Origin of the sequence: Sphingomonas hankookensis, from assembly GCF_001619955.1 — a bacterium.
In the GTDB taxonomy this organism is placed as follows: domain Bacteria; phylum Pseudomonadota; class Alphaproteobacteria; order Sphingomonadales; family Sphingomonadaceae; genus Sphingomonas; species Sphingomonas hankookensis_A.
The window spans coordinates 24,123-48,191 of the sequence record NZ_LQQO01000034.1 but is presented as its reverse complement, the minus strand read 5'-3'; the positions used below and the strand labels follow the sequence as shown (position 1 = coordinate 48,191).

The 24,069-nt window shown below is 66.6% G+C and carries 17 protein-coding genes, 1 tRNA gene and 1 pseudogene; 8 read left to right on the top strand and 11 right to left on the bottom strand.

Annotated features, from left to right (window positions below; all coding sequences use genetic code 11):
- Nucleotides 1-13: 13 nt before the first annotated feature.
- The 3 genes from AVT10_RS12180 to AVT10_RS12170 form a co-directional block, all read right to left on the bottom strand.
- On the bottom strand, nucleotides 14-1,183 hold the full coding sequence (locus AVT10_RS12180; RefSeq protein ID WP_066691756.1) for a carbohydrate porin: 1,170 nt from the start codon (nucleotides 1,181-1,183) through the stop codon (nucleotides 14-16).
- Between the two features lie 71 nt (nucleotides 1,184-1,254).
- Complete coding sequence (locus tag AVT10_RS12175; RefSeq protein ID WP_066691754.1) at nucleotides 1,255-3,270, bottom strand: HAMP domain-containing methyl-accepting chemotaxis protein; 2,016 nt, start codon at nucleotides 3,268-3,270, stop codon at nucleotides 1,255-1,257.
- A 209-nt stretch (nucleotides 3,271-3,479) separates the two neighbouring features.
- Complete coding sequence (locus tag AVT10_RS12170) at nucleotides 3,480-5,153, bottom strand: methyl-accepting chemotaxis protein (RefSeq protein WP_066691751.1); 1,674 nt, start codon at nucleotides 5,151-5,153, stop codon at nucleotides 3,480-3,482.
- Nucleotides 5,154-5,524: 371 nt separating this feature from the next.
- On the opposite strand from AVT10_RS12170, the gene AVT10_RS12165 reads away from it, so the two are divergent.
- Nucleotides 5,525-6,454, top strand: coding sequence for a DUF808 domain-containing protein (locus tag AVT10_RS12165; protein WP_066691741.1), 930 nt, complete (start codon nucleotides 5,525-5,527; stop codon nucleotides 6,452-6,454).
- 195 nt (nucleotides 6,455-6,649) lie between these two features.
- Here the strand turns inward: AVT10_RS12165 and AVT10_RS12160 are convergent, their stop codons facing one another.
- The gene (locus AVT10_RS12160) at nucleotides 6,650-7,867 is read right to left on the bottom strand and encodes a serine hydrolase domain-containing protein (protein ID WP_232308012.1); all 1,218 of its coding nucleotides are present in this window, start codon (nucleotides 7,865-7,867) and stop codon (nucleotides 6,650-6,652) included.
- Nucleotides 7,868-8,079: 212 nt separating this feature from the next.
- On the opposite strand from AVT10_RS12160, the gene AVT10_RS12155 reads away from it, so the two are divergent.
- The 4 genes and pseudogenes from AVT10_RS12155 to AVT10_RS12140 form a co-directional block, all read left to right on the top strand.
- Nucleotides 8,080-10,896 (top strand): TonB-dependent receptor, encoded by a 2,817-nt coding sequence (locus AVT10_RS12155; protein ID WP_066691739.1) that lies wholly within the window; start codon nucleotides 8,080-8,082, stop codon nucleotides 10,894-10,896.
- Between the two features lie 69 nt (nucleotides 10,897-10,965).
- Entirely contained in the window at nucleotides 10,966-12,048 is a 1,083-nt protein-coding gene (locus tag AVT10_RS12150) for an arabinan endo-1,5-alpha-L-arabinosidase (protein WP_066691737.1), read from the top strand.
- 1 nt (nucleotide 12,049) lies between these two features.
- On the top strand, nucleotides 12,050-13,051 hold the full coding sequence (locus AVT10_RS12145; protein WP_066691735.1) for an arabinan endo-1,5-alpha-L-arabinosidase: 1,002 nt from the start codon (nucleotides 12,050-12,052) through the stop codon (nucleotides 13,049-13,051).
- A gap of 14 nt (nucleotides 13,052-13,065) precedes the next feature.
- A pseudogene (locus tag AVT10_RS12140) lies at nucleotides 13,066-14,106 on the top strand (glycoside hydrolase family 43 protein); the annotation flags it as partial.
- Between the two features lie 117 nt (nucleotides 14,107-14,223).
- Here AVT10_RS12140 and AVT10_RS12135 read toward each other — a convergent pair.
- A tRNA-Ser gene (locus AVT10_RS12135) sits at nucleotides 14,224-14,314 on the bottom strand.
- Nucleotides 14,315-14,404: 90 nt separating this feature from the next.
- Here AVT10_RS12135 and AVT10_RS12130 point away from each other — a divergent pair.
- Complete coding sequence (locus tag AVT10_RS12130) at nucleotides 14,405-15,271, top strand: peptidylprolyl isomerase (protein WP_066691733.1); 867 nt, start codon at nucleotides 14,405-14,407, stop codon at nucleotides 15,269-15,271.
- A gap of 3 nt (nucleotides 15,272-15,274) precedes the next feature.
- Here the strand turns inward: AVT10_RS12130 and AVT10_RS12125 are convergent, their stop codons facing one another.
- The 5 genes from AVT10_RS12125 to AVT10_RS12105 are packed head-to-tail and all read right to left on the bottom strand — an operon-like array spanning nucleotide 15,275 to nucleotide 19,424.
- Nucleotides 15,275-15,889: a LysE family translocator gene (locus AVT10_RS12125; protein WP_066691731.1), complete on the bottom strand. Its 615-nt coding sequence runs from the start codon at nucleotides 15,887-15,889 to the stop codon at nucleotides 15,275-15,277.
- 4 nt (nucleotides 15,890-15,893) lie between these two features.
- Entirely contained in the window at nucleotides 15,894-16,472 is a 579-nt protein-coding gene (locus AVT10_RS12120; protein ID WP_232308011.1) for an ABC-type transport auxiliary lipoprotein family protein, read from the bottom strand.
- A 26-nt stretch (nucleotides 16,473-16,498) separates the two neighbouring features.
- Nucleotides 16,499-17,467 (bottom strand): MlaD family protein, encoded by a 969-nt coding sequence (locus tag AVT10_RS12115; protein ID WP_066691728.1) that lies wholly within the window; start codon nucleotides 17,465-17,467, stop codon nucleotides 16,499-16,501.
- Nucleotides 17,467-18,318, bottom strand: coding sequence for an ABC transporter ATP-binding protein (locus AVT10_RS12110; protein WP_198158585.1), 852 nt, complete (start codon nucleotides 18,316-18,318; stop codon nucleotides 17,467-17,469). Before AVT10_RS12110 ends, AVT10_RS12115 begins: the two co-directional genes overlap by 1 nt.
- Entirely contained in the window at nucleotides 18,315-19,424 is a 1,110-nt protein-coding gene (locus AVT10_RS12105) for an ABC transporter permease (RefSeq protein ID WP_066691723.1), read from the bottom strand. Before AVT10_RS12105 ends, AVT10_RS12110 begins: the two co-directional genes overlap by 4 nt.
- Nucleotides 19,425-19,426: 2 nt before the next feature.
- Here AVT10_RS12105 and AVT10_RS12100 point away from each other — a divergent pair, with 2 nt between their 5' ends.
- Nucleotides 19,427-20,161 (top strand): HAD family hydrolase, encoded by a 735-nt coding sequence (locus AVT10_RS12100; protein WP_232308010.1) that lies wholly within the window; start codon nucleotides 19,427-19,429, stop codon nucleotides 20,159-20,161.
- Nucleotides 20,162-20,420: 259 nt separating this feature from the next.
- Here AVT10_RS12100 and AVT10_RS12095 read toward each other — a convergent pair whose 3' ends face one another.
- Complete coding sequence (locus tag AVT10_RS12095; protein ID WP_066691722.1) at nucleotides 20,421-20,861, bottom strand: hypothetical protein; 441 nt, start codon at nucleotides 20,859-20,861, stop codon at nucleotides 20,421-20,423.
- Between the two features lie 129 nt (nucleotides 20,862-20,990).
- Here AVT10_RS12095 and ppc point away from each other — a divergent pair, with 129 nt between their 5' ends.
- Entirely contained in the window at nucleotides 20,991-23,666 is a 2,676-nt protein-coding gene (gene ppc, locus AVT10_RS12090) for a phosphoenolpyruvate carboxylase (protein ID WP_066691720.1), read from the top strand.
- Nucleotides 23,667-24,069 lie beyond the last annotated feature (403 nt).

Here is a 24,069-nt window from a genome sequence, read left to right as displayed (position 1 = left end):
GTGCTGACCCGCCCTACAGCGCCTTCCAAGCCACGATCGCGCGCAGCCCCAGCACCACCGCATCGTCCGCATCCTGCAAACCACCCGGCCGGCGGACATATTGCACGTCGGGCTGCAGCGTCAGGAACGGCAGCACCGCGTCGCTATAGGTCAGCTCGACCATCCCTTCCGATCCGGCCAGCGCCGGTTCGCCCGGCGGATTGGCCTGGCGATAGGGGGTGCTGAGGTCGGCGCTCGCCACGCCGATCGACAGCTGGCTGCCGGGCCGGTCGGGAACGATGCCCCGCCCGGTCACGCCGAGCTGGAACCCGCCGGCAAAGGGAGTCGTCCGCCCATCGGACCATCCGGCGCGGGCAAAGGCGCGCCAATGCCCTGGCTGGTCGGCCTGTCCGGCCAGATCGGTCTCGACCGAGGCATAGACGCCGTGCGACGCCGCCTCGCCCGGGCCGGTGGTGACGCCCGGCGGGATGATGCGCGGCTGGCGCCGGCTATAGGCCCAGCCGCCCAGCGTGAACGACAGCCGCCCCTGCCACCCGGCCTCCGCCACGAACAGCGTCGAACGCCGGCCGCCATCGTCGGTGGTGCCGCGCGGCGCACGGATCGCGACCGCCTGGACATAGTTCCGCTCGTCCCCGGCGCGCAGCCGGATGGCAAGGTCGGTGCGCGGAAAGATCGACGGGCCGTTGGGACCGGTCGCCGCCAGTTCGGACCCGATGCCGAATGCCGGCGCGATCAGGTGCGACGCGGCGTCGTTGGCGTAGAATTCGCTGTTCAGGTCGTATCTGCCGACCAGCACCGACAGCCGGTCATCGGCGAAACTCTGCTGGATCCATGCCTGGTACAGCAGCAGGTCGGCCCCGGCGACCTCGATATTGTTCACGCCCTGCAACGTGCCGGCGATGTCGTTGGGCCGCCCGCCCAGATTGTTGAGCAGGCTGGCAAAGGCGGTGCCGCCCCGCCAGCCGACCGCGCGGTCGAGGTCGAGCGAGGCGAGCAGGTCGAGATTGTCGAGATAGCGTGCCCCGCGCGCATCGCCCGCCGCCACCCCGACCACATCGCCTTTGTACACCAGGTCGATGGCCAGCGGCCCGGCCGCTTCGTCCTGCGCCCGTGCCGGCGTGACCAGCATCGCCATCGCCATCGCCGTCCCGATCGCCGCATTCCCCAACCAGTTCCGTCCCATGCAACGTCCCCCTGTCGATGCCTGCGATCGCGACGGCCGCCCCCATGGCGGGGGGCGGCGCGCCGGTCAGGTCAGGCTGCCTGTCCGAAAGCGTCGTCGTCGTCGTCCGGCCCGCCCTGCGTCAGGTCGAGCGCAAAGCCGCGCGCGCGGGCCTGCTGGTCGGCGACGGTGTTGATCCTCGTCTTGGGCGCCGCCGCCTTGGCCGGCTTGCGCACCGGGCGCCGCGTCGCTTCGTGGCGTTCGGCCTTGACCCGGAAGAAGGCGATGCTCGACTGCAGCTCCTCGGCCTGACCCGCCAGTTCCTCGGAGGTCGAGGTGATCTGTTCGGCTGCCGACGCGTTCTGCTGCGTCACCGTGTCGAGTTGTTGCAGCGCCTGGTTGATCTGCGATGCGCCGATATCCTGTTCGCGGCATGCGGCGCTGATCTCGGCGACCAGCTCGGCGGTCCGGCGAATGTCGGGGACCAGCTTGGTCAGCATGTCGCCGGCCTGCGCCGCCGCCTGCACCGTATCGCTCGACACCGAACTGATCTCGGCGGCTGCCGCCTGGCTGCGTTCGGCGAGCTTGCGGACTTCGGATGCGACGACCGCGAAGCCGCGGCCATGTTCGCCGGCACGCGCCGCCTCCACCGCTGCGTTCAGCGCCAGCAGATCGGTTTGACGCGCGATTTCCTGCACGATGCCGATCTTTTCGACGATGGTCCGCATCGCACCTACCGCGCGATCGACCGCGATGCCGCTCGTTTCGGCGTCCTTCGACGACTGGCGCGCGATCTTTTCGGTCTGGGCGGCATTGTCGGCATTCTGTTTGATGTTCGCCGCCATCTCTTCCATCGAAGCGGAGGCTTCCTCGGCAGAGGCGGCCTGTTCGGTCGCGCCCTGGCTGACCTGTTCCGACGAGGCGGAGAGCTGCTGGCTGCCGCCCGCGACATTGTCGGCAGCGGCGGTCGCGTCGCCCACGACATTGCGCAGCCGCTTGGTCATCGACACCAGCGCGTTGCCCAGCTGGTCCTTGTCCGACAGCGGCTGGTGATCGACGGTCAGGTCGCCCGCGGCGATGGTATCGGCCAGCGCGGCCGACTTGCGCAGACCGGCGAGCATCGACACCACCGCATGGCCCAGCTGGTCCTTGTCCGACAGCGGCTTCGCATCGACCGACAGGTCGCCCAGCGCGATGGTGTCGGCCAGTGCCGCCGACTGGCGCAGGCCGTCGACCATCTTGACCATCGCATGGCCCAGCCGGTCCTCGTTCGACAGCGGCTTGTGGTCGACCGACAGGTCGCCCAGCGCGATCGTATCGGCCAGTTCTGCCGACTTGCGCAGCGACGCGGTCATGCGGTTGACGGTGTCGACCAGGTCCTTGATCTCGTCATTGCTGGTGACGACGACCTCCTTGTCGAGGTCGCCGACCGCGACCGCGTCCAGCGCGACGCTGACCCGCTTCAGCCCCTGCGCAACGATCCGGCTGATCCACAGCGCGCCGGCGATGGCGATTGCGCAGGCGAGCAGCCCGGCAACGATCAGGATCAGGCGGGCCTGGCTATAGGCTGCGGCGGCCTCGGCCTTGGCCTCTTCCATGCGCGACGTGCTGCGTCCGATCAGGACGTCCAGCGTCTTGGCGATCGTCACCACCCGGTCGCGTGCATCGGTCAGGCTCAGGCGCGCGGCCTCGGCATTCCTGTTTTCCAGGCCCAGTTGGCGGATCCGGGCGTTGATCGCCTTATATTCGTTCCAGTTGTTCGCGACCGTCGCCCAATCGGCCTTCGACCGTTCGGTCGAATTGGCCATCGCATCGCTCAGCAGCGAATCGAGTTCGGTAACCCGGGTGGCCGCGCTGTTTGCGAATTCGCGATTCTGGGCGTCGTCATCGGTCAGTGCCATGTTCTTTTCGAACCGCACGATATCGAGCAACGCCACCTTGATATTGAGATTGCGAACCTGTCGCGTCGCCGGGCCTTCGATCACGTCGACCAGGCCGCTGTTCATCGCCGACATTCGCGAGACGCTGAGGATGATGATCGCCAGCATCATCAACAATACGACTCCGAATGTCGCGGATAGCTTGGTCTTTATCGTAACGCGTTTCATCGAATTCCCTAACATGTCTGGTTTCCGGTCACCCATTATTCCCCGGGTGTTGTCCGCCAGACTAAATCTCAAAAATTGAGATATTGTTTGCGGGCGTTTGATGCGTGGTCCCTTCGCCGTTGGCGTGACGCGCCGTCGCGAAGGGGAGGGCGATCCGCCGGCTTTGGTGAAAGACGCGGCGGATCGTCGGTTCGGGCGGTGCCGTCCGGTCAGGCGGCGTGTTCGAAGGTCACGTCGTCGCTATCCGGGCCGCCCTGGGTCAGGTCGAGCGCGAAGCCGCGCGCGCGGGCCTGCTGGTCGGCGACCGAGTTGGGCTTGGCTCGGGCGGCCGCCTTGGGCTTGGCGGCCACCGGCTTGCGTGCCGCCGGGCGCTTCGCCGCCTTGCCGCTGCCGTCGTCGACGCGGAAGAAGGAAATGCTCTGCTGTAGCTCCTCTGCCTGACCCGCCAGTTCCTCGGAGGTCGAGGTGATCTGTTCGGATGCCGACGCGTTCTGCTGCGTGACGGTGTCGAGCTGTTGCAGCGCCTGGTTGATCTGTGACGCGCCGATATCCTGTTCACGGCATGCGGCGCTGATCTCGGCGACCAGTTCGGCGGTCCGGCGGATGTCGGGGACCAGCTTGGTCAGCATCTCGCCTGCCTGTGCCGCGGCCTGCACCGTGTCGCCCGACACCGCGCTGATTTCGGCAGCGGCGGTCTGGCTGCGTTCGGCCAGCTTGCGGACTTCCGATGCGACGACCGCGAAGCCGCGACCATGTTCGCCGGCGCGCGCCGCCTCGACCGCCGCGTTCAGCGCCAGCAGGTCGGTCTGGCGGGCGATTTCCTGCACGATGCCGATCTTCTCGGCGATGACCCGCATCGCACCGACCGCACGGTCGACCGCGACGCCGCTCGCCTCGGCGTCCTTCGACGACTGGCGCGCGATCTTCTCGGTCTGGGCGGCATTGTCGGCGTTCTGCTTAATGTTGGCGGCCATCTCTTCCATCGAAGCGGATGCTTCCTCGGCAGCGGCAGCCTGTTCGGTCGCGCCCTGGCTGACCTGTTCCGACGAGGCGGAGAGCTGCTGGCTGCCCCCCGCGACACTGTCCGCCGCCAGCGAACTGTTGCCGACCACGCTGCGCAGCCGCTCGATCATCGAATTGGTCGTGTCGACCAAATCCTTGATCTCGTCGTTGCTCCGCACCGTGATCGTCTGGGTCAGATCACCACCGGCGACCTGGGTCAGCGCGCTGCCCAACTGCTTCAGGCCACGCGACACGATCAGGCTGACCCACACCGCGCTGCCGACCGCGATCAGGATTGCAGCAATGGCGACACCGACCAGCATCGTCCGCGCATCTTCATAGCTGGCGGCGGTCTTGGTCTTTGCCTCGGTCATCAAGCCATCGTTGATCGAAACGATTTCGTCGAGCGAGCCGTACATATTCTTGACGGCGTCGCGGGATTGAGAAAGCGACAGGAGCCCTGCATCGTCGCCCTTGCCTGCAAGAGCAAGGGTGCGGACGTTCTGATTGATCTGTTTGACTTTTTCCCATGCCACCGAGACTTCGGTCCAGCGCGGCTTCGCGGTCGCCGACGCGTTTTCCACCGCCTGTCGGATCAGGTCGCTGGTCGCCGCGATCTTGGATAGCGATTCCTGATCGAACTCGCGGACCTGTGCCGGATCCTTCGACAGGGCCATGTTCTTTTCGAGGCGAATGATTTCGTTCACCTCAACCTGTACGCGCAGCGACCGGGCCTGTCGCTTGGCCGGGCCGTCGATGACGTCGACGATATCCGTATTCATGTGCGACATCTGACTGACGCCGATCGCGACGATGGCAATCAGCATCGTCACGATGATGGCGAACGTCACTCCCAGCTTCGCCTTGATTGTCGACCGCATACTTCTCTCCCGACCTTATGCGAGAGCCGAAGTCCGCAAATTACGGAATTAGGCCTACTCGTATACGACACCACGTAGAGACCCGGCTTTAAGAAGACCTTGCCGGGATTTTAACTATTCCCGAAGGGATGTTAACCGCGGACCCGCAAGACGCCGATACTGGCCTCGATGTTATGCGTGTGTCGATGACGGCACTTTCCATAAAGCGGCGCGCCAGCAATGGTTTGATACGATCGCGCATCAAATTTGTCATGCTTGGCGGACGTCGTCGAGCCATTCGACCCGTTAACCAAAAAATTTGTGGCCCACTGTCCATGGCGTTGCCGCACGGCTGCCGCTACCGGTCGGGCCGAGGAACTAGGGGACAGGCGATGGCTGGTGGATTGGTTGCGCTGCTCGACGATATCGCGGCGATCGCGAAGCTGGCGGCGGCATCGCTCGACGATGTGAGCGCGGCGGCCGGACGCGCCGGGGCCAAGGCGGCGGGCGTGGTGATCGACGATGCTGCGGTCACCCCGCGCTATGTCGTCGGCCTGTCGCCTGCGCGCGAACTGCCGATCATCGGCAAGATCGCGCTGGGGTCGCTGCGCAACAAGCTGCTGATCCTGCTGCCCGCCGCGCTGATCCTCAAATTCTTCGCGCCCTGGGCGATCACCCCGATCCTGATGGCGGGCGGCGCGTTCCTGTGCTTCGAGGGGGCGGAAAAGGTCCTCGCCCCGCTGTTCGGCGGTCATCATGCCGAGGAAGCGGCGACCCCGACCGACCCGGCCGAGCTGGAGCGTACGCAGGTCAGCGGCGCGATCCGCACCGACATGATCCTGTCGGCGGAAATCATGATCATCGCGCTCAACGAACTGCCCGCGCTGTCGATCTGGATGCAGGGCATCGCGCTGGCGGTGGTCGGCATCGCGATCACCATCGGCGTGTACGGCGTCGTCGCGCTGATCGTGAAGATGGACGATATCGGGCTGGCGCTGGCCCGCCGGTCGAGCGCGCTGGCGCAGAGTGTCGGGCGCGGGCTGGTGAAGGCGATGCCGGTGGTGCTCAAGGCGCTGGCGCTGATCGGCACGGCGGCGATGCTGTGGGTCGGCGGGCAGATCATCCTGCACGGGCTGGAGGAGTTCGGCTTCGCCACGTTGCCGCACCTCGTCCACGACACCGCGCATCATGTGGCCGAGGCGGTGCCGGGGCTGGGCGGGGTGCTGGAATGGATCGTCAACGCGGCCGGCGCGGCGGTGTTCGGCGTCCTGATCGGCGGGGTCATCGCCGGCGTACTGCACGTCCTGCCGAAGAAGCATTGAGGGGCCACGTCCGCTCGGTTTTGTTACCCCCGTTCGGTTCGAGCAGTTTCGAGCTTGTCGAGAAGCGTCCGTCGAGAACCCTGTGTTCGGGGCAACCCCTTCTCGACTACGGTTCTCGACAGGCTCGAACCTGCGCTCGAAGCAAACGGGGTCGGGGGTCGGGGGTGGGGCGCGAAGGGAGCAGGGGAGGCAAAATCACCTTCCCCGTGCCAACCGCTCCTCGGTCGGCGTAAACGCCGACCCCGTCGCCGCCGCCACCGGCACATCGGTCGCGAAATAGGCGACGCCGGTCCCGCGCCGCAGATCGACCCACAGCCCCGAGCGCAGGCCATAGGCGTCACCGGCATGACCGATCCGCATCCGCCCGTCGCCGAACGGGTCGTCACGGCACCCCCGCACCGGCGTCGCAAGGAACGTCACCGCCAACCCATAGCGGCACATGAACCCCGCCTGTTTCGCTCCCGTCGTCGCATCGCTGCCGGTGTCGCCGTTGGTCCCGTCCCAGGTCCATTGCGGCGTGGTCAGCAGGGCAAAGGCGCGTGGGGACAACAATCGCCCGCGGTCCCCCTGGCCCCGGCGCAACAGCATCCGCCCGATCGCCGCCAGCCCCCGCGCCGAGATGCGCAGCCCCCCTTGCGGCGAGAACATCGCCCCGTTCACCCCCGCACGCCACCGCGACAGGTCGCACGAACCGTCGCGCGCCGGCTCGACCGGGCAGGCGGGCGGGCGGCCATGATGGTCGTCCTTGGTCGGCTTGCCCGCGCGATACTGCACCACCGCCCGCGCCGACACGCCCGGCGCGCAACTCGCCCAGTTATAGCAGGCCTCGATACCCAGCGGCGCGAACACCAGCCGCTGCATCGCCCGGTCGAACCGTTCGCCGGTCGCGCGTTCGATCACGCTCGCGACGATCGGGAAGTTCAGATTGGCATAGGCGAACCACGTACCCGGCGCATGGGCGGCGTCCCATGCTTTCGGATCCGCTAGCACCGGGGCCAGTTCGGCATCGAGCGGCAGGACATAATCGACCCCGTCGACGATCCCCGCCCGGTGCGACAGCAGCATCCGCAGCGTGATCGGCACGTCGGGAAAACGCGGATGCCGCAGCCGCCAGCCGAGCAGATCGGATACGTCCGCATCGAGATCGAGCCGCTTGGCATCGACCAGTCGCAACACCGCGATCGCCGTTACCAGCTTGGAAATGGACGCGACGCGGACCGGATCATCGGCGGTGACCGGACGGTTCGCGGCGATATCGGCCAGTCCACGCGTGACGACCGCCGTTTCGCCCTGTCGGTCGAACGCGACGCGCACTTCGGCAACGGGTTGCGCCGTGGCAGCGGCGAGCAAGGCGACGATCGGCATGACGCCTTCGTACCGCTTCGCCGCCGCCGCTGCCACTATGCCGGTCATGCACCATCGAGCATATCGACCATCGGCATCCGATAGTCAGACAAACGAATCCGCCGAACAGTCCGGCCTCTCTTCGGTAATCGCGTCCAGTTGTTGTTAGCGATAACGGCGCGATGATCCGAAGCTGTGCCGCTTTTTTTCGATTGCCAACACGCAATCAGCTGATATTTGTCAGAGTATTATAAAAACAGAAAATCGTTTGGGGGGGATATATGCGCGGCATAGCTACGATTCTGGCGTCGGTTTCGGCCTTGGCATTTCTGCCATCACCGGCATCGGCACAGGACACATCGGAAGTCCAGTCGTCGCCGGATGTCGCGTCGGTCACGTCCGAAGCCGAGGATGAAATCGTCGTCACCGGGGTCCGCGCCTCGATCGTCGGCGCGCTGAACGTCAAGCGCAACGCGACGCAGGTCGTCGACTCGATCGTGGCCGAGGATGTCGGCAAATTGCCCGACAACAATGCGATCGAAGCGTTGCAGCGGATCAGCGGCGTGCAGGTCACGAACCGCACCGGCGGCGAAGCGGCGGCGATCTCGATCCGCGGCCTGCCCGACGCGCTGACCACCATGAACGGGCGCAACATCTTTACCGCATCGGGTCAGGCCTTTGCGCTGGCCGATATTCCGGCGAACCTCGTCAAGCGGATCGACGTGTACAAGACGCGCGCCGCCGACCAGATCGAAACCGGCATTGCCGGACAGATCGACGTGTTCACCCGGCGTCCGTTCGATTTCAACGGCTTCGCCATCTCGGGCGTCGCGCGCGGCATCTACAACGAACAGGCCGACAGCTTTAACCCGAACGTATCGGGCCTGATCAGCAACCGCTGGGAAACCGGGATCGGCGACATCGGCGTGCTGGTCAGCGGCAGCTATGCGCGCACGAAGTTCCGCGACATGAGCGTGACGTCGGGCGCGATGGTGCCGTTTGTGACCGAAAACCCGCCGCCGGGCTTCACCCCGTTGCAGCGGGTCTTCCCCGAAAGCGGCGCCTGGGTGCCCGGGACCGAGCGCGGCCTGCCCTATGCCGCCGGATCGACCTTCCTGCTCGGTGGGCGGCAGGTGCCCTATTATCTGTCGCGCGACGCGGTGTTCAGCCCCGACGTCGCCGGCACGCGCGAGCGTCCGGCGGTCAACGCCGCGGTGCAATGGTCGCCGAACAACAGCTCGACCTACACCGCCGAAGTCTTCTGGAACCAGTTCAGCGCGACGACGCAGAACAGCCTGTTCTTCAGCTTCGTCGACTGGTGGGGGTCGCTTGGCGCCAACCCCAAATCGACGATCGAGCTGTATCCCGACACCAACATCATCAAGGCGCGCTCGGTCGGCGACGTCTATGGCTTCAACAGCGGCGACTATACCCGGTCGAAGACCAACAGCTTCGTCTATGCGCTGAACGGCGACTGGAAGGTCGGTGACAATGCGCGGATCACCGCCGACTTGTCGTACCAGAACAGCCAGTTCGACACGCAGTTCCTGGCGATGCGGATCGATCGCGTGGCCAAGCGGATCGATGTCGACTTCAACACCCGCAACGGCATTCCCGCCTATAATTTCGACAACAACGCGCTGCTGACCGACCCGACCCAGTGGAATGTCGGCGAATTCTACGACAACGCCAACCGGTCGAAGGGTGACGCCCTTACCCTGCATCTGGATGGTGAGAACCGCTGGGACGAAGGCTTCCTGCGCCGCGTGAAGGCCGGCATCCGCATCGACGATCGCAATGCGATGGATTCGGTGCGGGCGCAGGACGCGCCCGGGCTCGGTCGGCGGTTGTCGACGCTCGATCCGGGCCTGCAATTGCTCAACAAGGACTTTTTCGACGGGCGCGCCAGCGTGCCGACGTCGTGGCTGGTCCCCAACGGCACCTATATCTACGAAAATGTCGATGCGATCCGCCAGCTCTACAAGGGCAGCGTCGCACCGGGGTTCAAGCTGTCGAACGCGCTCAGCCTGACCGATGTGTTCGACATCAACGAGATCACGATGACCGCCTATGCGATGGCGGACGGGCAGTTCGACCTGTTCGGACGACCGTTCTTCGTCCAGGCGGGCGTGCGCTACACCGATGTCGACACCAATTTCGTCTTTACCGACCGCTATAACGGCCGGGTGACCAGCGCGTCGAACGGCACCAGCCGTTTCCTGCCGAGCGCCACGCTGCGCTACGAGATCACCGACGATTTCCGCATCCGCTTCAATTATGGTGAGACGCTGCGCCGTCCGGCGTTCGGCGATCTCAACCCCAATCCCAACCTGGTCGGCGACCTGACCAATGTCGGGCGCGGCAGCGGCAGCGCCGGCAATCCGAACCTGCGCCCGACCACCGCGCGCAACTACGACTTGTCGGCCGAATGGTATTTCGAACGCAACAGTGCGCTCTACGCCACCGCCTTCCGTCGCGAGATCGATGGGCTGGTCGTGCCGGTCACCTCGCTGCTGGTCATCCCCGGCACCGGGCTGAACACCAACCGCTTTGCCGTGACCCGTCCCGAAAACGCATCGAACGGCGTGCTGAAGGGCATCGAGCTGGGCCTGACCTATTTCCCGACCTATCTGCCCTGGGTGCTGGACGGCTTCGGCTTCCAGGGCAGCATGACGCTGCTCGATTCCAAGCAGAACATCCCCATCTCGGACCAGAACGGCAACATCGTCGCCGAAACCGAATCGGCATTCTTCGGCGTGTCCGACCTGTCGTACAATGCAACGCTCGCCTATGATAAGGGCGGTCTGGGCGCCCGCCTGTCCTATGTCTGGCGCAAGGCGTTCCTCGGCAATAACGAGGCGCGGCTGTTCGCCAACCCGATCGGCGTATGGCGGCGGCCCGAAAGCAGCCTCGATTTCCAGCTGACCTATGACGTCACCAAGCGGCTGGGCCTGACGCTGGATGCGGTCAACCTGACCAGCCAGACGCAGCAGAACTATTACAAGTTCGAGGATGCCGGGAACCAGAACCAGTTCAATCTCGGCACCACGCTGTTGTCGCGGACCTTCGCGGTCGGCCTGCGCTACGCGTTCGACTGACCGGGCGGGCGGGGCCAGCGCCCCGCCGCCCTTCGCGATCCCATTCTATTCTGACGGAGTGACCCACCCATGATCCGGTCCACCCTTCCGCTCGCCGCCCTCGTCCTTCTCGCCGGCTGCAACGGTATTTCCGGCAGCGATGCCAGCGGCAATATCAAGGCGCCCGCCGCGCCGGCCCCGACGCCCACGCCTACACCGACTCCCACGGCCAGCCCGACGCCGGTCGGGCTGGCGCTGACCGGCGATACCATGCCTGTACACGACCCTGCGATCATCAAGGACGGCAACACCTATTACCTGTTCGCGACCGGTTCGGTCAGCGATCGCGAAGGGCTGCTGGCGACGCGCACCTCGACCGACCTGAAGGGGTGGACGTGGCGCGGGCCGGCCTACACGGCGTTGCCCGCCTGGGCGACGACGGCGGTGCCGGGCACCAGCGGCATCTGGGCGCCCGATATCGTCAAGCGCGGTGGCGAGTTCCGCCTCTATTATTCGGTCTCGACCTTCGGCAGCAACCGCTCGGCGATCGGCCTGACCACCACCAATGCGTTGAACACCAACACCCCCTCGACAGGCTGGACCGACAAGGGCCCGGTCATCCAGTCGAGCACGTCCGACAATTTCAACGCGATCGATCCGGCGGTGTTCACCGATGCCGATGGCCGCGAATGGATGGCCTTCGGCAGCTTCTGGAGTGGCATCAAGATGGTGCGGCTCGATCCCGCTACCGGCCTGCGCCTCGCCAGCGACCAGACGGTCTACGCACTGGCCAGCCGTCCGTCGCCCGGCGCGATCGAGGCGCCGTTCGTGGTGCGGCACGGCGACTATTATTATCTGTTCGCGGCGTTCGACAGCTGCTGCAAGGGCGCGGACAGCACCTACAACACCGTCGTCGGCCGGTCGAAGACGCCAACCGGTCCGTATCTCGACAAGAGCGGCAAATCGATGCTCGACGGCGGCGGCACGCTGGTGCTGGCATCGGGGCAGGGGACCAATGCCCGCTATGTCGGGCGCGGCCATGTCGCCGTGTTGCAGGAATCAACCGGTGATCACATCGTCTATCACGCCTATGACCGCGAACGGAACGGCGCGCCGACGCTGCAGATCCAGAAGCTGGTCTGGGATGCCGATGGCTGGCCGGTGGCGCAGTAACATGGCCCGGTTCGTCGCGCCGCTCGCCGCGCTGCTGCTGGCCGGTGGCTCGATGGCCCAGGCCCCGGCGCCTGACGGTGACATCCGCCCGGTCCATGATCCGGTCCTGATCCGGCAGGGCGGCACCTGGCACGTCTTTTCGACCGGGATCGGCAAGGACGGGCAGGGGCTGATCGCGGCGCGCACCTCGCCCGACCTCGTCCACTGGCGCGCCGGCACGCCGCCCTTCGCCACGCTGCCCGACTGGGCGGTGCTGGCGATACCGGGGGCGAAGAACATGTGGGCGCCCGACATATCCTTCGTGAACGGGCGCTACCGGCTCTATTATTCGGTTTCGACCTTCGGGTCGAACCGCTCGGCGATCGGGCTTGCCACCAATATGACGCTCGACCCCGCCGCGCCCGGCTATGGCTGGCGGGACGAGGGGGTGGTGCTGCAGTCGATGCCCACCGACGACTACAATGCGATCGACCCGGCGTTCATCGCCGATGGCCAGGGGCGGCACTGGCTGTCCTTCGGCAGCTTCTGGAGCGGGTTGAAGCTGGTCGAGCTGGACCGCGCCACCGGCAAGCCACTGAACCCGCGCGCCAGACCTTTGACGCTCGCCAGCCGCCCGGTGCCGGCCGGCGCACCGTCGATCATCGAGGCGCCCTATATCTTTGCCCGTGGCGGCTATTACTGGCTGATCGCCAGCTACGACTATTGCTGCAAAGGCGTGAACAGCACCTATTACACCGTGATCGGCCGATCGAAGTCGATCACCGGCCCCTATCTGGGCAAGGACGGCAGCTCGATGCTGGCCGGTGGCGGCACGATCCTGCTGCGCGCCGACCTGCAGGAACAGAGACGGTTCCGCGGGCCGGGACACGCCGGCCATTATCGTGGGACCGATGGCGTCGACCGCCTCGTCCATCACGCCTACGACAAGGACAATGACGGTGCGCCGACCCTGCGTGTCGCGACCCTCGAATGGGGCCGCGATGGCTGGCCGACCGCGCAATGAAGGAGAAGATGCCCGTGACCGATCCGCTATCGCGCCGCCTGTTCCTGAGCGGGGCGGCCGTTACTGCCGCCGCCGCAACGCTGCCTGCCTTCGCGCAGCGCCGCCGCCCGAACGGCATCGTCAACCCGCTGGTCAAGAACCGCGCCGATGCGCAGGTTTTTCGCCACACCGATGGCTGGTATTACCTGACCGGGTCGGTACCGGAATATGACCGGCTGGTGTTGCGGCGCGCGCGGACCATCGGCGGCCTGACCAACGCGTCGGAAAAGGTGCTGTGGCGGCATGAGGCGAAGGGGCCGATGTCCGGCTTCCTGTGGGCGCCCGAGCTGCACTGGATCGACGGCAAGTGGATCATGTATTTCGCCGCCGGCCCCAGCGGCGGCGGCGAGGATGTGTTCCGCATCCGCACCTATGCCGTGGTGTGCGATGGCCCCGATCCGATGATGGGCAACTGGACCGTGCTGGGCCAGCTCCAGACGCCATGGGACAGCTTCAACCTTGATTCGACCAGCTTCGTCCATCGCGGCACCCGCTATCTGGCGTGGGCGCAGCGCGAGCCGGGAATCGACACCAATTCGAACCTGTACCTCGCACCGCTGGCGACGCCGCTGACGCTGGCCGCGAAGCCTGCGCGGCTGACCGTGCCGACGCTTCCATGGGAAATCCGGGGCTACAAGGTTGCCGAGGCGCCGGCGCTGCTGGCGCGTAACGGGCGGCTGTTCATGACCTATTCGGCCAGCGCCACCGATGCGCGCTATTGTCTGGGGATGCTGACTGCGCGCGACGATGCCGATATCATGGACCCGACGGCGTGGACCAAATCGCCGGTACCGGTGATGAAGACCGATCCGGCCCGCAGGATTTTCGGTCCCGGCCACAACAGCTTCACCGTCGACGAACGCGGCCGCGACATGATCGTGTTCCACGCGCGCGACTATGAAAAGATCACCGGCGACCCGCTATTCGATCCCAACCGCCATACGCGGGTCCAACCGGTCCGCTACGATGCCGACGGCGTCCCACAATTCGACCCGCCCGTCGCCAACGGTCCGCTGCGGGTTTGATCGAGCGGTCGCATCTGACGGGCGGGGGCGTCCGTCGGATGCGACTGGCTGACCGGCATGTCGCTGCCTGCGGTTGCCCTAGCGGGTTCGGCCTAAGACCTTGTCGAATGGCGGAGCGGGAGGGATTCGAACCCTCGATACGGTTTTGCCGTATACTCACTTTCCAGGCGAGCGCCTTCGACCACTCGGCCACCGCTCCGCATTGCCGGAAGGTGGGTTCCCTAGGGCGCGGCGCGATTTCTGGCAAGCGGCAGTTGCAGGACAGACGATATGCGTGCCAGCATGGCGCATGCACATCGTCTCGCTGATCGCCGCCCTGCTCCAGTCCACTGCATCTGCCGCGGCGCCGCCTGCGCCGGCCGATCCGGTCGAGGCCGACTGGCGGGCGATTCCCGATGACGAACTGATGGTAATGACGCTTGCCGGCAACCGACGGGTCGTGATCCGGCTGGCGCCGCGCTACGCGCCGGTCCATGTCGACAATCTGCGCAAGCTGGCGCGGGCGCATTGGTGGGACGGGACGTCGGTGTACCGCGTGCAGGACAATTACGTCACGCAATGGGGCGACGTGACCGAGAAGAAGCCGCTGCCCGCCGGTGTCGTCGCCAATCCGCCCGCCGAATATGTCGGCAGCCGCTATGATGCGGTGACGCGGATGACGCGGCCGGACCCCTATGCGGCGAAGAGCGGGCATAGCGCGGATGGCTGGCCGGTGGCGAGCGATGGCAAGGCGGCGTGGCTGACGCATTGCTATGCGATGGTCGGGGTCGGGCGGGACATGGCGCCCAGCACCGGTAGCGGGGCGGAGCTGTACACCGTGATCGGCCACGCGCCGCGGCATCTCGACCGCAATATCGCGTTGGTTGGGCGGGTGATCGAGGGGATGGAGTTTCTGTCCTCGTTGCCGCGCGGGACCGGCAATATGGGCTTCTATGCGCCGGATCAGGTGCCGACCCCGATCCTGTCGGTGCGGCTGGCCAGCGACATGCCGGCTGCGCAGCGCCCGCATTATCAGTTTCGCGCGGCCGACAATGCGCGGTTCGCCGCATGGCTGCGCGGGCGGGAGAATCGCGAGCCGCCGTTCTTCACGGTGCCGGCGGGCGGGGCCGATGTGTGCAATGCGATGCCGCCGGTCCGCAAGGCGCCGGTCCGGTAGAAATCAGACGCGCGAGGCGAGCAGCGCGGCGCTGAAGCCGAGGAAGATGCCGCCAGTCGCGCGGTCGAACCAGCGGCGGACGCGCGGGCGGGTCAGGTGGCGGGCGATCGATCGGCCGCCCAGCGCATAGGCGGCGTACCACAGGCATTCGACCAGCGCGAAGGTCGCGACGAGGATCGCGAACTGCGGTGCCTGTGGCCGGGCTTGGTCGACGAACTGCGGCAGGAAGGCGGTGGCGAACAGCAGCAGCTTGGGATTGCTGATCCCGACCAGAAAGCCGCCGCGGAACAGTCGCGCGGGCGGCAGCGCCGGCAACGGCGCATCGGCCGATGCGGCGCGTGTGGTCAGCGCGCGAAAACCGAGCCATGCGAGATAGGCTGCCCCCGCATAGCGCAGCACGTCGAACAGGCCGGGTACGGCGGTCAGCAGCGCGGTCAGCCCCGCCGCGGATGCCGCCAGCACCCCGACCAGAGCCGTCAGGCACCCGGCCATCGCCGGCAAGCTGCCGCGCCAGCCCAGCGCCACGCTGCGGGAGAGGACATGGAGCATGTTCGGGCCGGGCGTGCCGCACAGCACGATCACGGCGGCCACGAACAGCAGCCAGTTATGCAGGGGCATCAGATCAGCGACGAACCCAGTCGGCGACGGCGGTGGCGACGGTGTTCGCGGCCTGATTGATCGCAGGGCCGGCGTTGTTCGCGTCGATCACGGTTACCGGCACGCGCGCTTCGAAGCGGCGCTTTTCGAAGGTCGTCGCGTTCACGCGCTGGAGCGTCGCGTCATAGACGACGACCGCTTCGTTGCGGGTTGCGTCGATGCCGAATTGTCGCAGTTCGCCCGACAGCTGCGCGCCGGGATCGGTGAAGCCCTGCCGCGGGCTGAGCACGACCATGTTCGCGCGCGAGGTCAGCGTGTCCGACAGCAGCCGCGCGAACAGGCGCGCGGGCGGTTCGACCCATTGCGCTTCCTTCACATAGGCGATGGTCGTCGGGCTGGACTGGACCGGCACGCGGGTCACCGCCAATTCCTGCGGGACGACCGGCACCTGCACGGTGATCGAGCGCGCAGCGGCCGAGTTCTGCGTCTGCCCGGCGGCGACCGGCGCGGCCGGGGTCAGCGTCAGCAGTGCGGGCGGCGGTTCCGCCCCGAAGCGGATGCACGCCGCGAGCGGCAGGAGCAGCAGAACCGAGAGCTTCTTCATGGCGGGCCTCATCCTCGTCTTCCGCGTCACTTCTTTTTCGGGTCGTAGTCGGGCAGCTTCGAGCGACCGACCAGCGCCGTGGCGCCGCCCTGATCGACCTTTTCCGCGACCGAGGCGAGCGCACCGGTCATCGCGCGCAGGTCGCCGACCAGCTGGTTCACCTGCGGGATCGTCTGCTTGCTGAACGCCTGCAGCCCCGGCTTCGCATCGCCGATCGCTTCGTTGAGCGTATCGGCGCTCTTCTGTGCGCTGGCGATGGTGCGATTAAGCTGCTGGATCGTGGGCTGGATGTCGTTGGCCAGCACGCCGTTGGTGGTCGCGGCCAGTTCGCCGATCTGTTGCGAGGCGACCCCGGCACGCTGGATGGCGATGCGGGTTTCGGCCAGCGTCGCGGCGATTTCGGGACCGCGATCGGCGAGCGCATCGGTCAGCCGGTTGGTGCTGTCGAGGATCGCGGCGATCGAGTTCTGGTTGCGGTCCGACAGCACGTCGGCCAGCCGTTCGGTCAGCGTCGTGACGCGTTCGAGCAGCTGCGGCGCGGAGCTGAGCAGCGCAGCGACGCCGCCGGCCTTGGGCGGAATGACCGGCACGCCCATCGGGCATTGCTGTTCGGGATTGGTTTCGGGGCAGGCGATCGGCGGGGCGCCCCGGACCGCGCCGTCGAGCGTAATGGTCGACACGCCGGTGAAGCTGCCGACGATGGTCGCGGTCGTGCCGAGCAGGACTGGGGTTTCGTCCTTGACCTTCAGCCGGACGCGCACGAATTGCGGATCCTTCGGCCACAGCGCGATATCTTCGACCTGACCGACCGGCACGCCCGAGAAGGAGACCGGCGAGCCCTTCGCGAGGCCGTCGACGGCCTGTTTGAAGAAGACGTCATATTCCTTTTCACGGCCGCCGCCGATGCGGGCGAGCCACACGGTGAACAGCGCCAGCATGACCAGCAGGATCAGCACCACCGCGCCGACAAGGACATGGTTCGACCGGGTTTCCATCAGCGCCTCTGGGCTTGCGGCGAGGCCGGTTCGGTTCCGGCATCGCGATTGTGGTCATGCGCCTTTGCAATGCGATCCTGTGCATCGGTGGCGGCACGGCCACGGGGTCCATTGAAATATTCCTGAATCCACGGGTGATCCAGCGCGAGCAATTCGTCGATCGTGCCGACGGCGATGACCTTTCTGTCCGCCAGCACCGCCACCCGGTCGCAGATGGCGTGCAGCGTGTCGAGGTCGTGGGTGATGAGGAAGACGGTAAGCCCCAACGTCTTCTGCAGCGAGGCGGTCAGTTCGTCGAACGCCGCCGCGCCGATCGGGTCCAATCCCGCGGTCGGTTCGTCGAGGAACAGCAGCTGCGGATCGAGCGCCAGCGCACGGGCGAGGCCGGCGCGCTTCTTCATCCCGCCCGACAGTTCGGACGGATATTTCGGGCCGGCATTGGCGGGCAGGCCGGTCATGACGACCTTGTACCCGGCGATCTCCTCCAGCAGCGCAGGCTTGAGCTTCGGGTAGAATTCCTTGAGCGGGACCTGCACGTTTTCCGCGACGGTCAGCGTGGAGAACAGCGCACCGCCCTGGAACAGCACGCCCCATTTCTTGCGGATCTCGGTCGCTTCGGTCTCTTCGCGGCCGATAGTGTTTTCGCCGAACACCTCGATCGTGCCGGCGGCAGGCGTTTGCAGCCCGATGATCGAGCGCATCAGCACCGACTTGCCGGTGCCCGACCCGCCGACGACGCCCAGGATTTCGCCCCGCCGCACGTCGAGGTCGAGATTTTCGTGAATGACCTGTTCGCCGAACTGGTTCTTGAGGCCGCGCACGCGGATGATGGCGTCGGTGTCGTCGCTCATATCCAGCCGATCCATGCGAAGAAGATGGCGAAGAAGGCGTCGAGCACGATCACGAGGAAAATCGCCTGCACCACCGCCGCGGTCGTGCGGTTGCCGACCTGTTCGGCGTCGCTTTCGACCTGCATCCCGTGGAAACAGCCCGAAATGCCGATGATCGCGCCGAATACCGGTGCCTTGATCAGGCCGATATAGAGGTCGGTGATGGGCACCACTTCGCGAATGCGGGTGACGAAGGTGATCGGCGGGATGCCAAGCTGCGCCCAGCTGAGCAGCCCGCCGCCGATGATCGCGATGATCGATGCGTAGAAGCCCAAGAGCAGCATCATCACGATCGCGGCGATGACGCGCGGCAGGACCAGCGCCTCCATCGGCGACACGCCGATGGTACGCATCGCGTCGATTTCCTCGGTCAGCTTCATCGTGCCGAGCTGCGCAGCGAAGGCCGATCCGGAGCGCCCGGCGACCATGATCGCGGTCATCAGCACGCCCAGTTCGCGGAAGGTCAGGCGCCCGATCAGGTTGATCGTGAACACCTCAGCGCCGAACTGGCGCAGCTGTACCGCGCCCTGCTGCGCGATGACCATGCCGATCAGGAAGCTCATCAGTCCGATGATGCCCAGCGCCGAGACGCCGACGACCTCGAAGCGCTGCACCGTCGCGTTGAAGCGGAAGCGGCGCGGATGGCGCAGCACGTTCAGGAAGGCGAGGACGGTCGCACCCATGAAGCCGAGCAGGCCGAGCAGCTGGCGGGCGCTGCCTGTGACCGCATCGCCGATCTCCTCCAGCGCGCGCAGGGGCGGGCTGAGCGCCTTGTCCTTGCGCACGACGGGATCGTCGGCGGCGGCCACCTGGTCGAAGAGATGCTGGCTGTCGGCGTTCAGCCCGTCGATCGTGACGTTGCGGTCGCGGGCGAAGCGGTGGATGACCCATGCGCCGACCGTATCGATGCGGTCGACCCCCGACAGGTCGATGCGGTCGACCTTGCCGTCATAGCCGCTCAGCCGGTCGGGCAGGTCGCCGACCGTGCTGAGCGACAGGTTGCCGGTGAACCGCAGCACGTCACCGCCATCGGTCCGGTCGTGCGAAAAATCGGCGGAAGCGCTCATCAATGGCATCCATCGGCGATTTGCGACGTCGCGGCAAGGTGGTACGCGCAAGCGCCATGGGCCACCGCGACCTCGCCATCTATGACATGGACAAGACCATCACCCGCGTCGCGACATGGACGCCGTTCCTGCGCCACGCGCTCAAGGAACGGGGGCGCGGCGCGCTGTGGCTGCTGCCCATCGCGGGCATCGCGGTCGCGGGCTATGCGCTGAAATTCTACGGTCGCGACCGGTTGAAGGAGATGACCCACCGCCTCGTGCTCGGCCGGGCGGTGCCCGATGCCCGGCTGATCGAAACGGCGCGCGCCTTTGCGCGAGCGACGGTCGCCACCGGTCTGCTCAACGGGGCGAAGGCACGGATCGAGGCGGACCGGGCGGAGGGGCGGATGCTGGTGCTCGCCACCGCATCCTACCGCTTCTACGCGCAGGAGATCGCACAGCTGCTGGGGTTCGACGCGGTGATCGCCACCGATTGCGCGCGGGGCGATACCGGCGACGTGCTGGCGCGGATCGACGGCGAGAATTGCTATGGCGCGGCCAAGCTGCGCGCGATCGAGGCGTGGGCGCAAGGGCAGGGCATCGCGCGCGGCGATGTCGCGGTACGCTTCTACAGCGACCATGTGTCCGACGCGCCGGTGTTCGAATGGGCGGACGAGCCGTTCCCGGTCAACGCCCATGCGCCGCTGAAAGCACTGGCACGCAGGCGCGGCTGGCCCGTGCTCGACTGGCGCAAGTGATGCGGCGGGGCGGGGCGGAGGAATGGCGCGGGTCGTCCTGAACGAAGGTCTGACCGCTTAAACGTTACGCGCGGCGAACGGTTCAATGTGCGGTTGCGGACTCTTTTGGGGGACCGGTCCCAGTCGCTCTATGTCACCCATATTCGTCACTCCCGCGAAGGCGGGAGTCCATAGACGCTGACGTCCCGATGTAGACGAACCGTCGGCGCATATGGATTCCCGCCTGCGCGGGAATGACGAAAAGATCTATGGCAATGGCTTACCGCTTCGCGCCCAGCCGCTTGGCGTTCGCCGTCGCCTTGGCATGGATCGGGGTCAGCGCGCGGCCGCCCGCGCCGATCATCCCGGCCGCCAGCCGCATCGCGCGGTCGTTGCTTGCCGCCACGCGCTTGGCCGAGGGCATGCGGCCGGCGGTGCCGAGCAACCACGCGTCCTGCATCGCCTGAAACCACAGGCCCTGCATCGCCGACATGTCGGCCGCCAGCGAGTCACCGGCCTTGGCGAAGGCGGTCGCCTTTTCGGTGACCATGCCGGTCAGTTCGACATGATCGGCGGTCCACGGATTGCGCATCCCGGCGTCGATCATCGGCATCCGCCGATCGATGACCACGGCGGAGGCGGCAAGCGTTTCCCAGAATTGCAGCCCGGTGCGCGCGGCATCGGTCCAGATCTGCCACCAGGCAGTCATCGGCGTCGGCATCGGTCAATTCCCTCGAACGGTCCGCCGCGAGCATGTGCAGCGTGAGCGATGTACGCGATGGCAAGGCTTTAGGCCACCCGCGACATCGTGCCTTGACCCGCATCCTGCCGCATTGCAGCAAGTGTCCCCATGACGACTCTGCCCCCCATCACGAACAATCCCGACATCCGCTTCCTCGGCCGGCTGCTGGGCGATGTCATCCGTACCTATGGCGGGGAGGCGCTGTTCAAGCGGATCGAGCATATCCGCTCCACCTCCGTCGACCGGCATCGCGGCGTGGCCGGGGCGGATACGATCGACCTGGGGCTGGACAGCCTCAGCCTCGACGACACCATCGCGTTCGTGCGCGGGTTCATGATGTTCTCGATGCTCGCCAATCTGGCCGAGGACCGGCAGGGCATCGCCGCCGAGCCGGGGGCGGATGTCGCCACCGCCATCGAGAAACTGAAGGCCGAGGGGATCGGCGCGGATGCGGTGCGGGCCTTGCTCGACCACGCCCTGATTGCGCCGGTGCTGACCGCGCACCCGACCGAGGTGCGGCGCAAGTCGATGATCGACCACAAGAACCGCATCGCCGACCTGATGGAACTGAAGGACCAGGGTCGCGACGAGACGCCGGAAGGCGACCGGGTGGACGAGGCGATCCTGCGCCAGATCGCGCTGCTGTGGCAGACCCGCGTGCTGCGGCGTGAGCGGCTGTACGTCGCCGACGAGGTGGAGACGGCGCTCAGCTATCTGCGCGACATCTTCCTGCCGACGCTCCCGGCGCTCTATGCCCGGTGGGAGCGGGTGCTGGGCGAGCGGCCGCCATCGTTCCTGAAGCCCGGCAGCTGGATCGGCGGCGATCGCGACGGCAACCCGTTCGTCGATGCCGCGGCGATGCGCCTGGCGCTGGCCAAGGCGGCGGAGGCGGTGCTCGGCTATTATCTGGACCAGCTCCACAGCCTGGGCGCCGAGCTGTCGATCTCGACCGAACATGTCGCCGTGGACGAGGCGATCGCGGCGCTGGCCGACAAGAGCGGCGACAATGCCGCATCCCGTGCCGACGAGCCGTTCCGTCGGGCGATCAGCGGTATCTATGCCCGGCTGGCGGCCACGCACCAGAAGCTGACCGGCAAGGCGGCGCCGCGTCCGGGCAACCTGACCGGCGAGCCCTATGCCGATCCGGCGGCGTTCCGCGCCGACCTCGCCACGCTGGCGCGCGGGCTGGTGCAGCAGGGCAATGGGCCGTTGTCGACCGGCGGGGCGCTCGGCCGGCTGATCCGTGCAGTCGAGACGTTCGGCTTCCACCTCGCCACGCTCGACATGCGCCAGAACAGCGTGATCCATGAGAGCGTCGTCGCCGAACTGCTGAAGGTCGCGGGCGTCGAGGACGATTATGTCGCGCTGGACGAGGAGGCGCGGGTGGCGCTGCTGCGGCGCGAGCTGGAAAGCCCGCGCCCGCTCGTCAGCCCCTATGCCGACTATTCGGAGCAGACCGCCTCCGAACTGGCGATCCTGCGCGAGGCGGCGGCGGCGCATGCCCGCTACGGCCGCGAGTGCATCCGCCACTACATCGTGTCGATGGCGCAGTCGGTGTCGGACCTGCTGGAGGTTCATCTGCTGCTGAAGGAATCGGGCCTGTACGTGCCGGGCGGGGAGCCGCAGGCGCATATCATGGCGATCCCGCTGTTCGAGACGGTCGCCGATCTGGAAGCCGCGCCCGACATCATGACCAAGTGGCTGGCGCTGCCCGAGGTCGCCGCCATCGCCCGCAAGCGGGGTCATCAGGAAGTGATGATCGGCTATTCCGATTCGAACAAGGATGGCGGTTACCTGACCTCGACGTGGCAGCTGTCGAAGGGGTCGACCGCGCTGGCGCCGGTGTTCGAGGAGGCGGGCATCGGCATGCAGCTGTTCCACGGGCGCGGCGGCGCGGTGGGGCGCGGCGGCGGGTCGTCTTTCGCCGCGATCCGGGCGCAGCCGCATGACACGGTGCAGGGCCGCATCCGCATCACCGAACAGGGCGAGGTGATCGCCGCCAAGTACGGCACGCGCGACAGTGCGGTGACGAATCTGGAGGCGATGACCTCGGCGACATTGCTCGCCAGCCTCGAACCCGAAATGCTGTCGCCCGCAGATGCAGCGCGCTTTGCGGCGGCAATGGACACGCTGTCGGATACCGCGTTCAAGACCTATCGCGGCCTCGTCTATGGCACCGAGGGGTTCACCACCTTCTTCCGCCAGGCGACTCCGATCGCCGAGATCGCCGGCCTGAAGATCGGATCGCGCCCGGCGAGCCGGAAGAAGTCGGACGCGATCGAGGATCTGCGTGCGATCCCGTGGGTGTTCAGCTGGGCACAGGCGCGGATCATGCTGCCGGGCTGGTACGGGGTCGGCGCGGCGCTGACCGGGTTCGAGGACAAGGGGTTGTTGCGCGAGATGGCGACCGCATGGCCGCTGTTCGCCGCGACGCTGGCCAATATGGAGATGGTGCTCGCCAAGTCCGACATGGACGTCGCCGCGCGCTATGCGGGTCTTGTCGAGGACAAGGCGCTGTCGGATGCGATCTTCGGCCGGATCCAGGGCGGCTGGCAGGCGACGCATGACGGGCTGTTGTCGGTCACGCGCCAGACCCGGCTGCTGGAGAAGAGTCCGGCGCTCGAGGCATCGATCCGGTTGCGCACGCCCTATATCGAGCCGCTGAACCTGTTGCAGATCGAGCTGCTGAAACGGCACCGCGCGGGCGAGGCGGATGCGCGGATCGGCGAGGGCATCCTGCTGTCGATCAACGCGATCGCGACGGCGCTGCGCAACAGCGGGTGAGCGGCAAAGTTCACTAAGTTCACACTCGCGCGCAGTTTGCTTACATGACCGGTGTGGAGCTTTTTGCGGCCAAAGTTCACTAAGTTCACACTAGTGGCGTTTTTGTGCGTCGTTGCATTTCTCGTCACCCCGGACCTGATCCGGGGTCCCGCTTCTTGTCCGACGTGAGAAGAAGGAGCGGGACCCCGGGTCAAGCCCGGGGTGACGTGTGGGGTGGGCTTGGGGAAGCGAAAGTTGACGGCTGGCGCTGGCGTTGCGCGCCGGGGTTGCTGGTCGTTCGACGATGGCAAAGAACCGCCGGAGCGTGGCAGGGCTTGGGGTTGTAGGAAAGCGGATGGGCGTTCGAGGCGCTTCGTCGCTGGTCTGCCGCGACGCCAAGGAAGAAGAAGGTTGGTTCACGCGG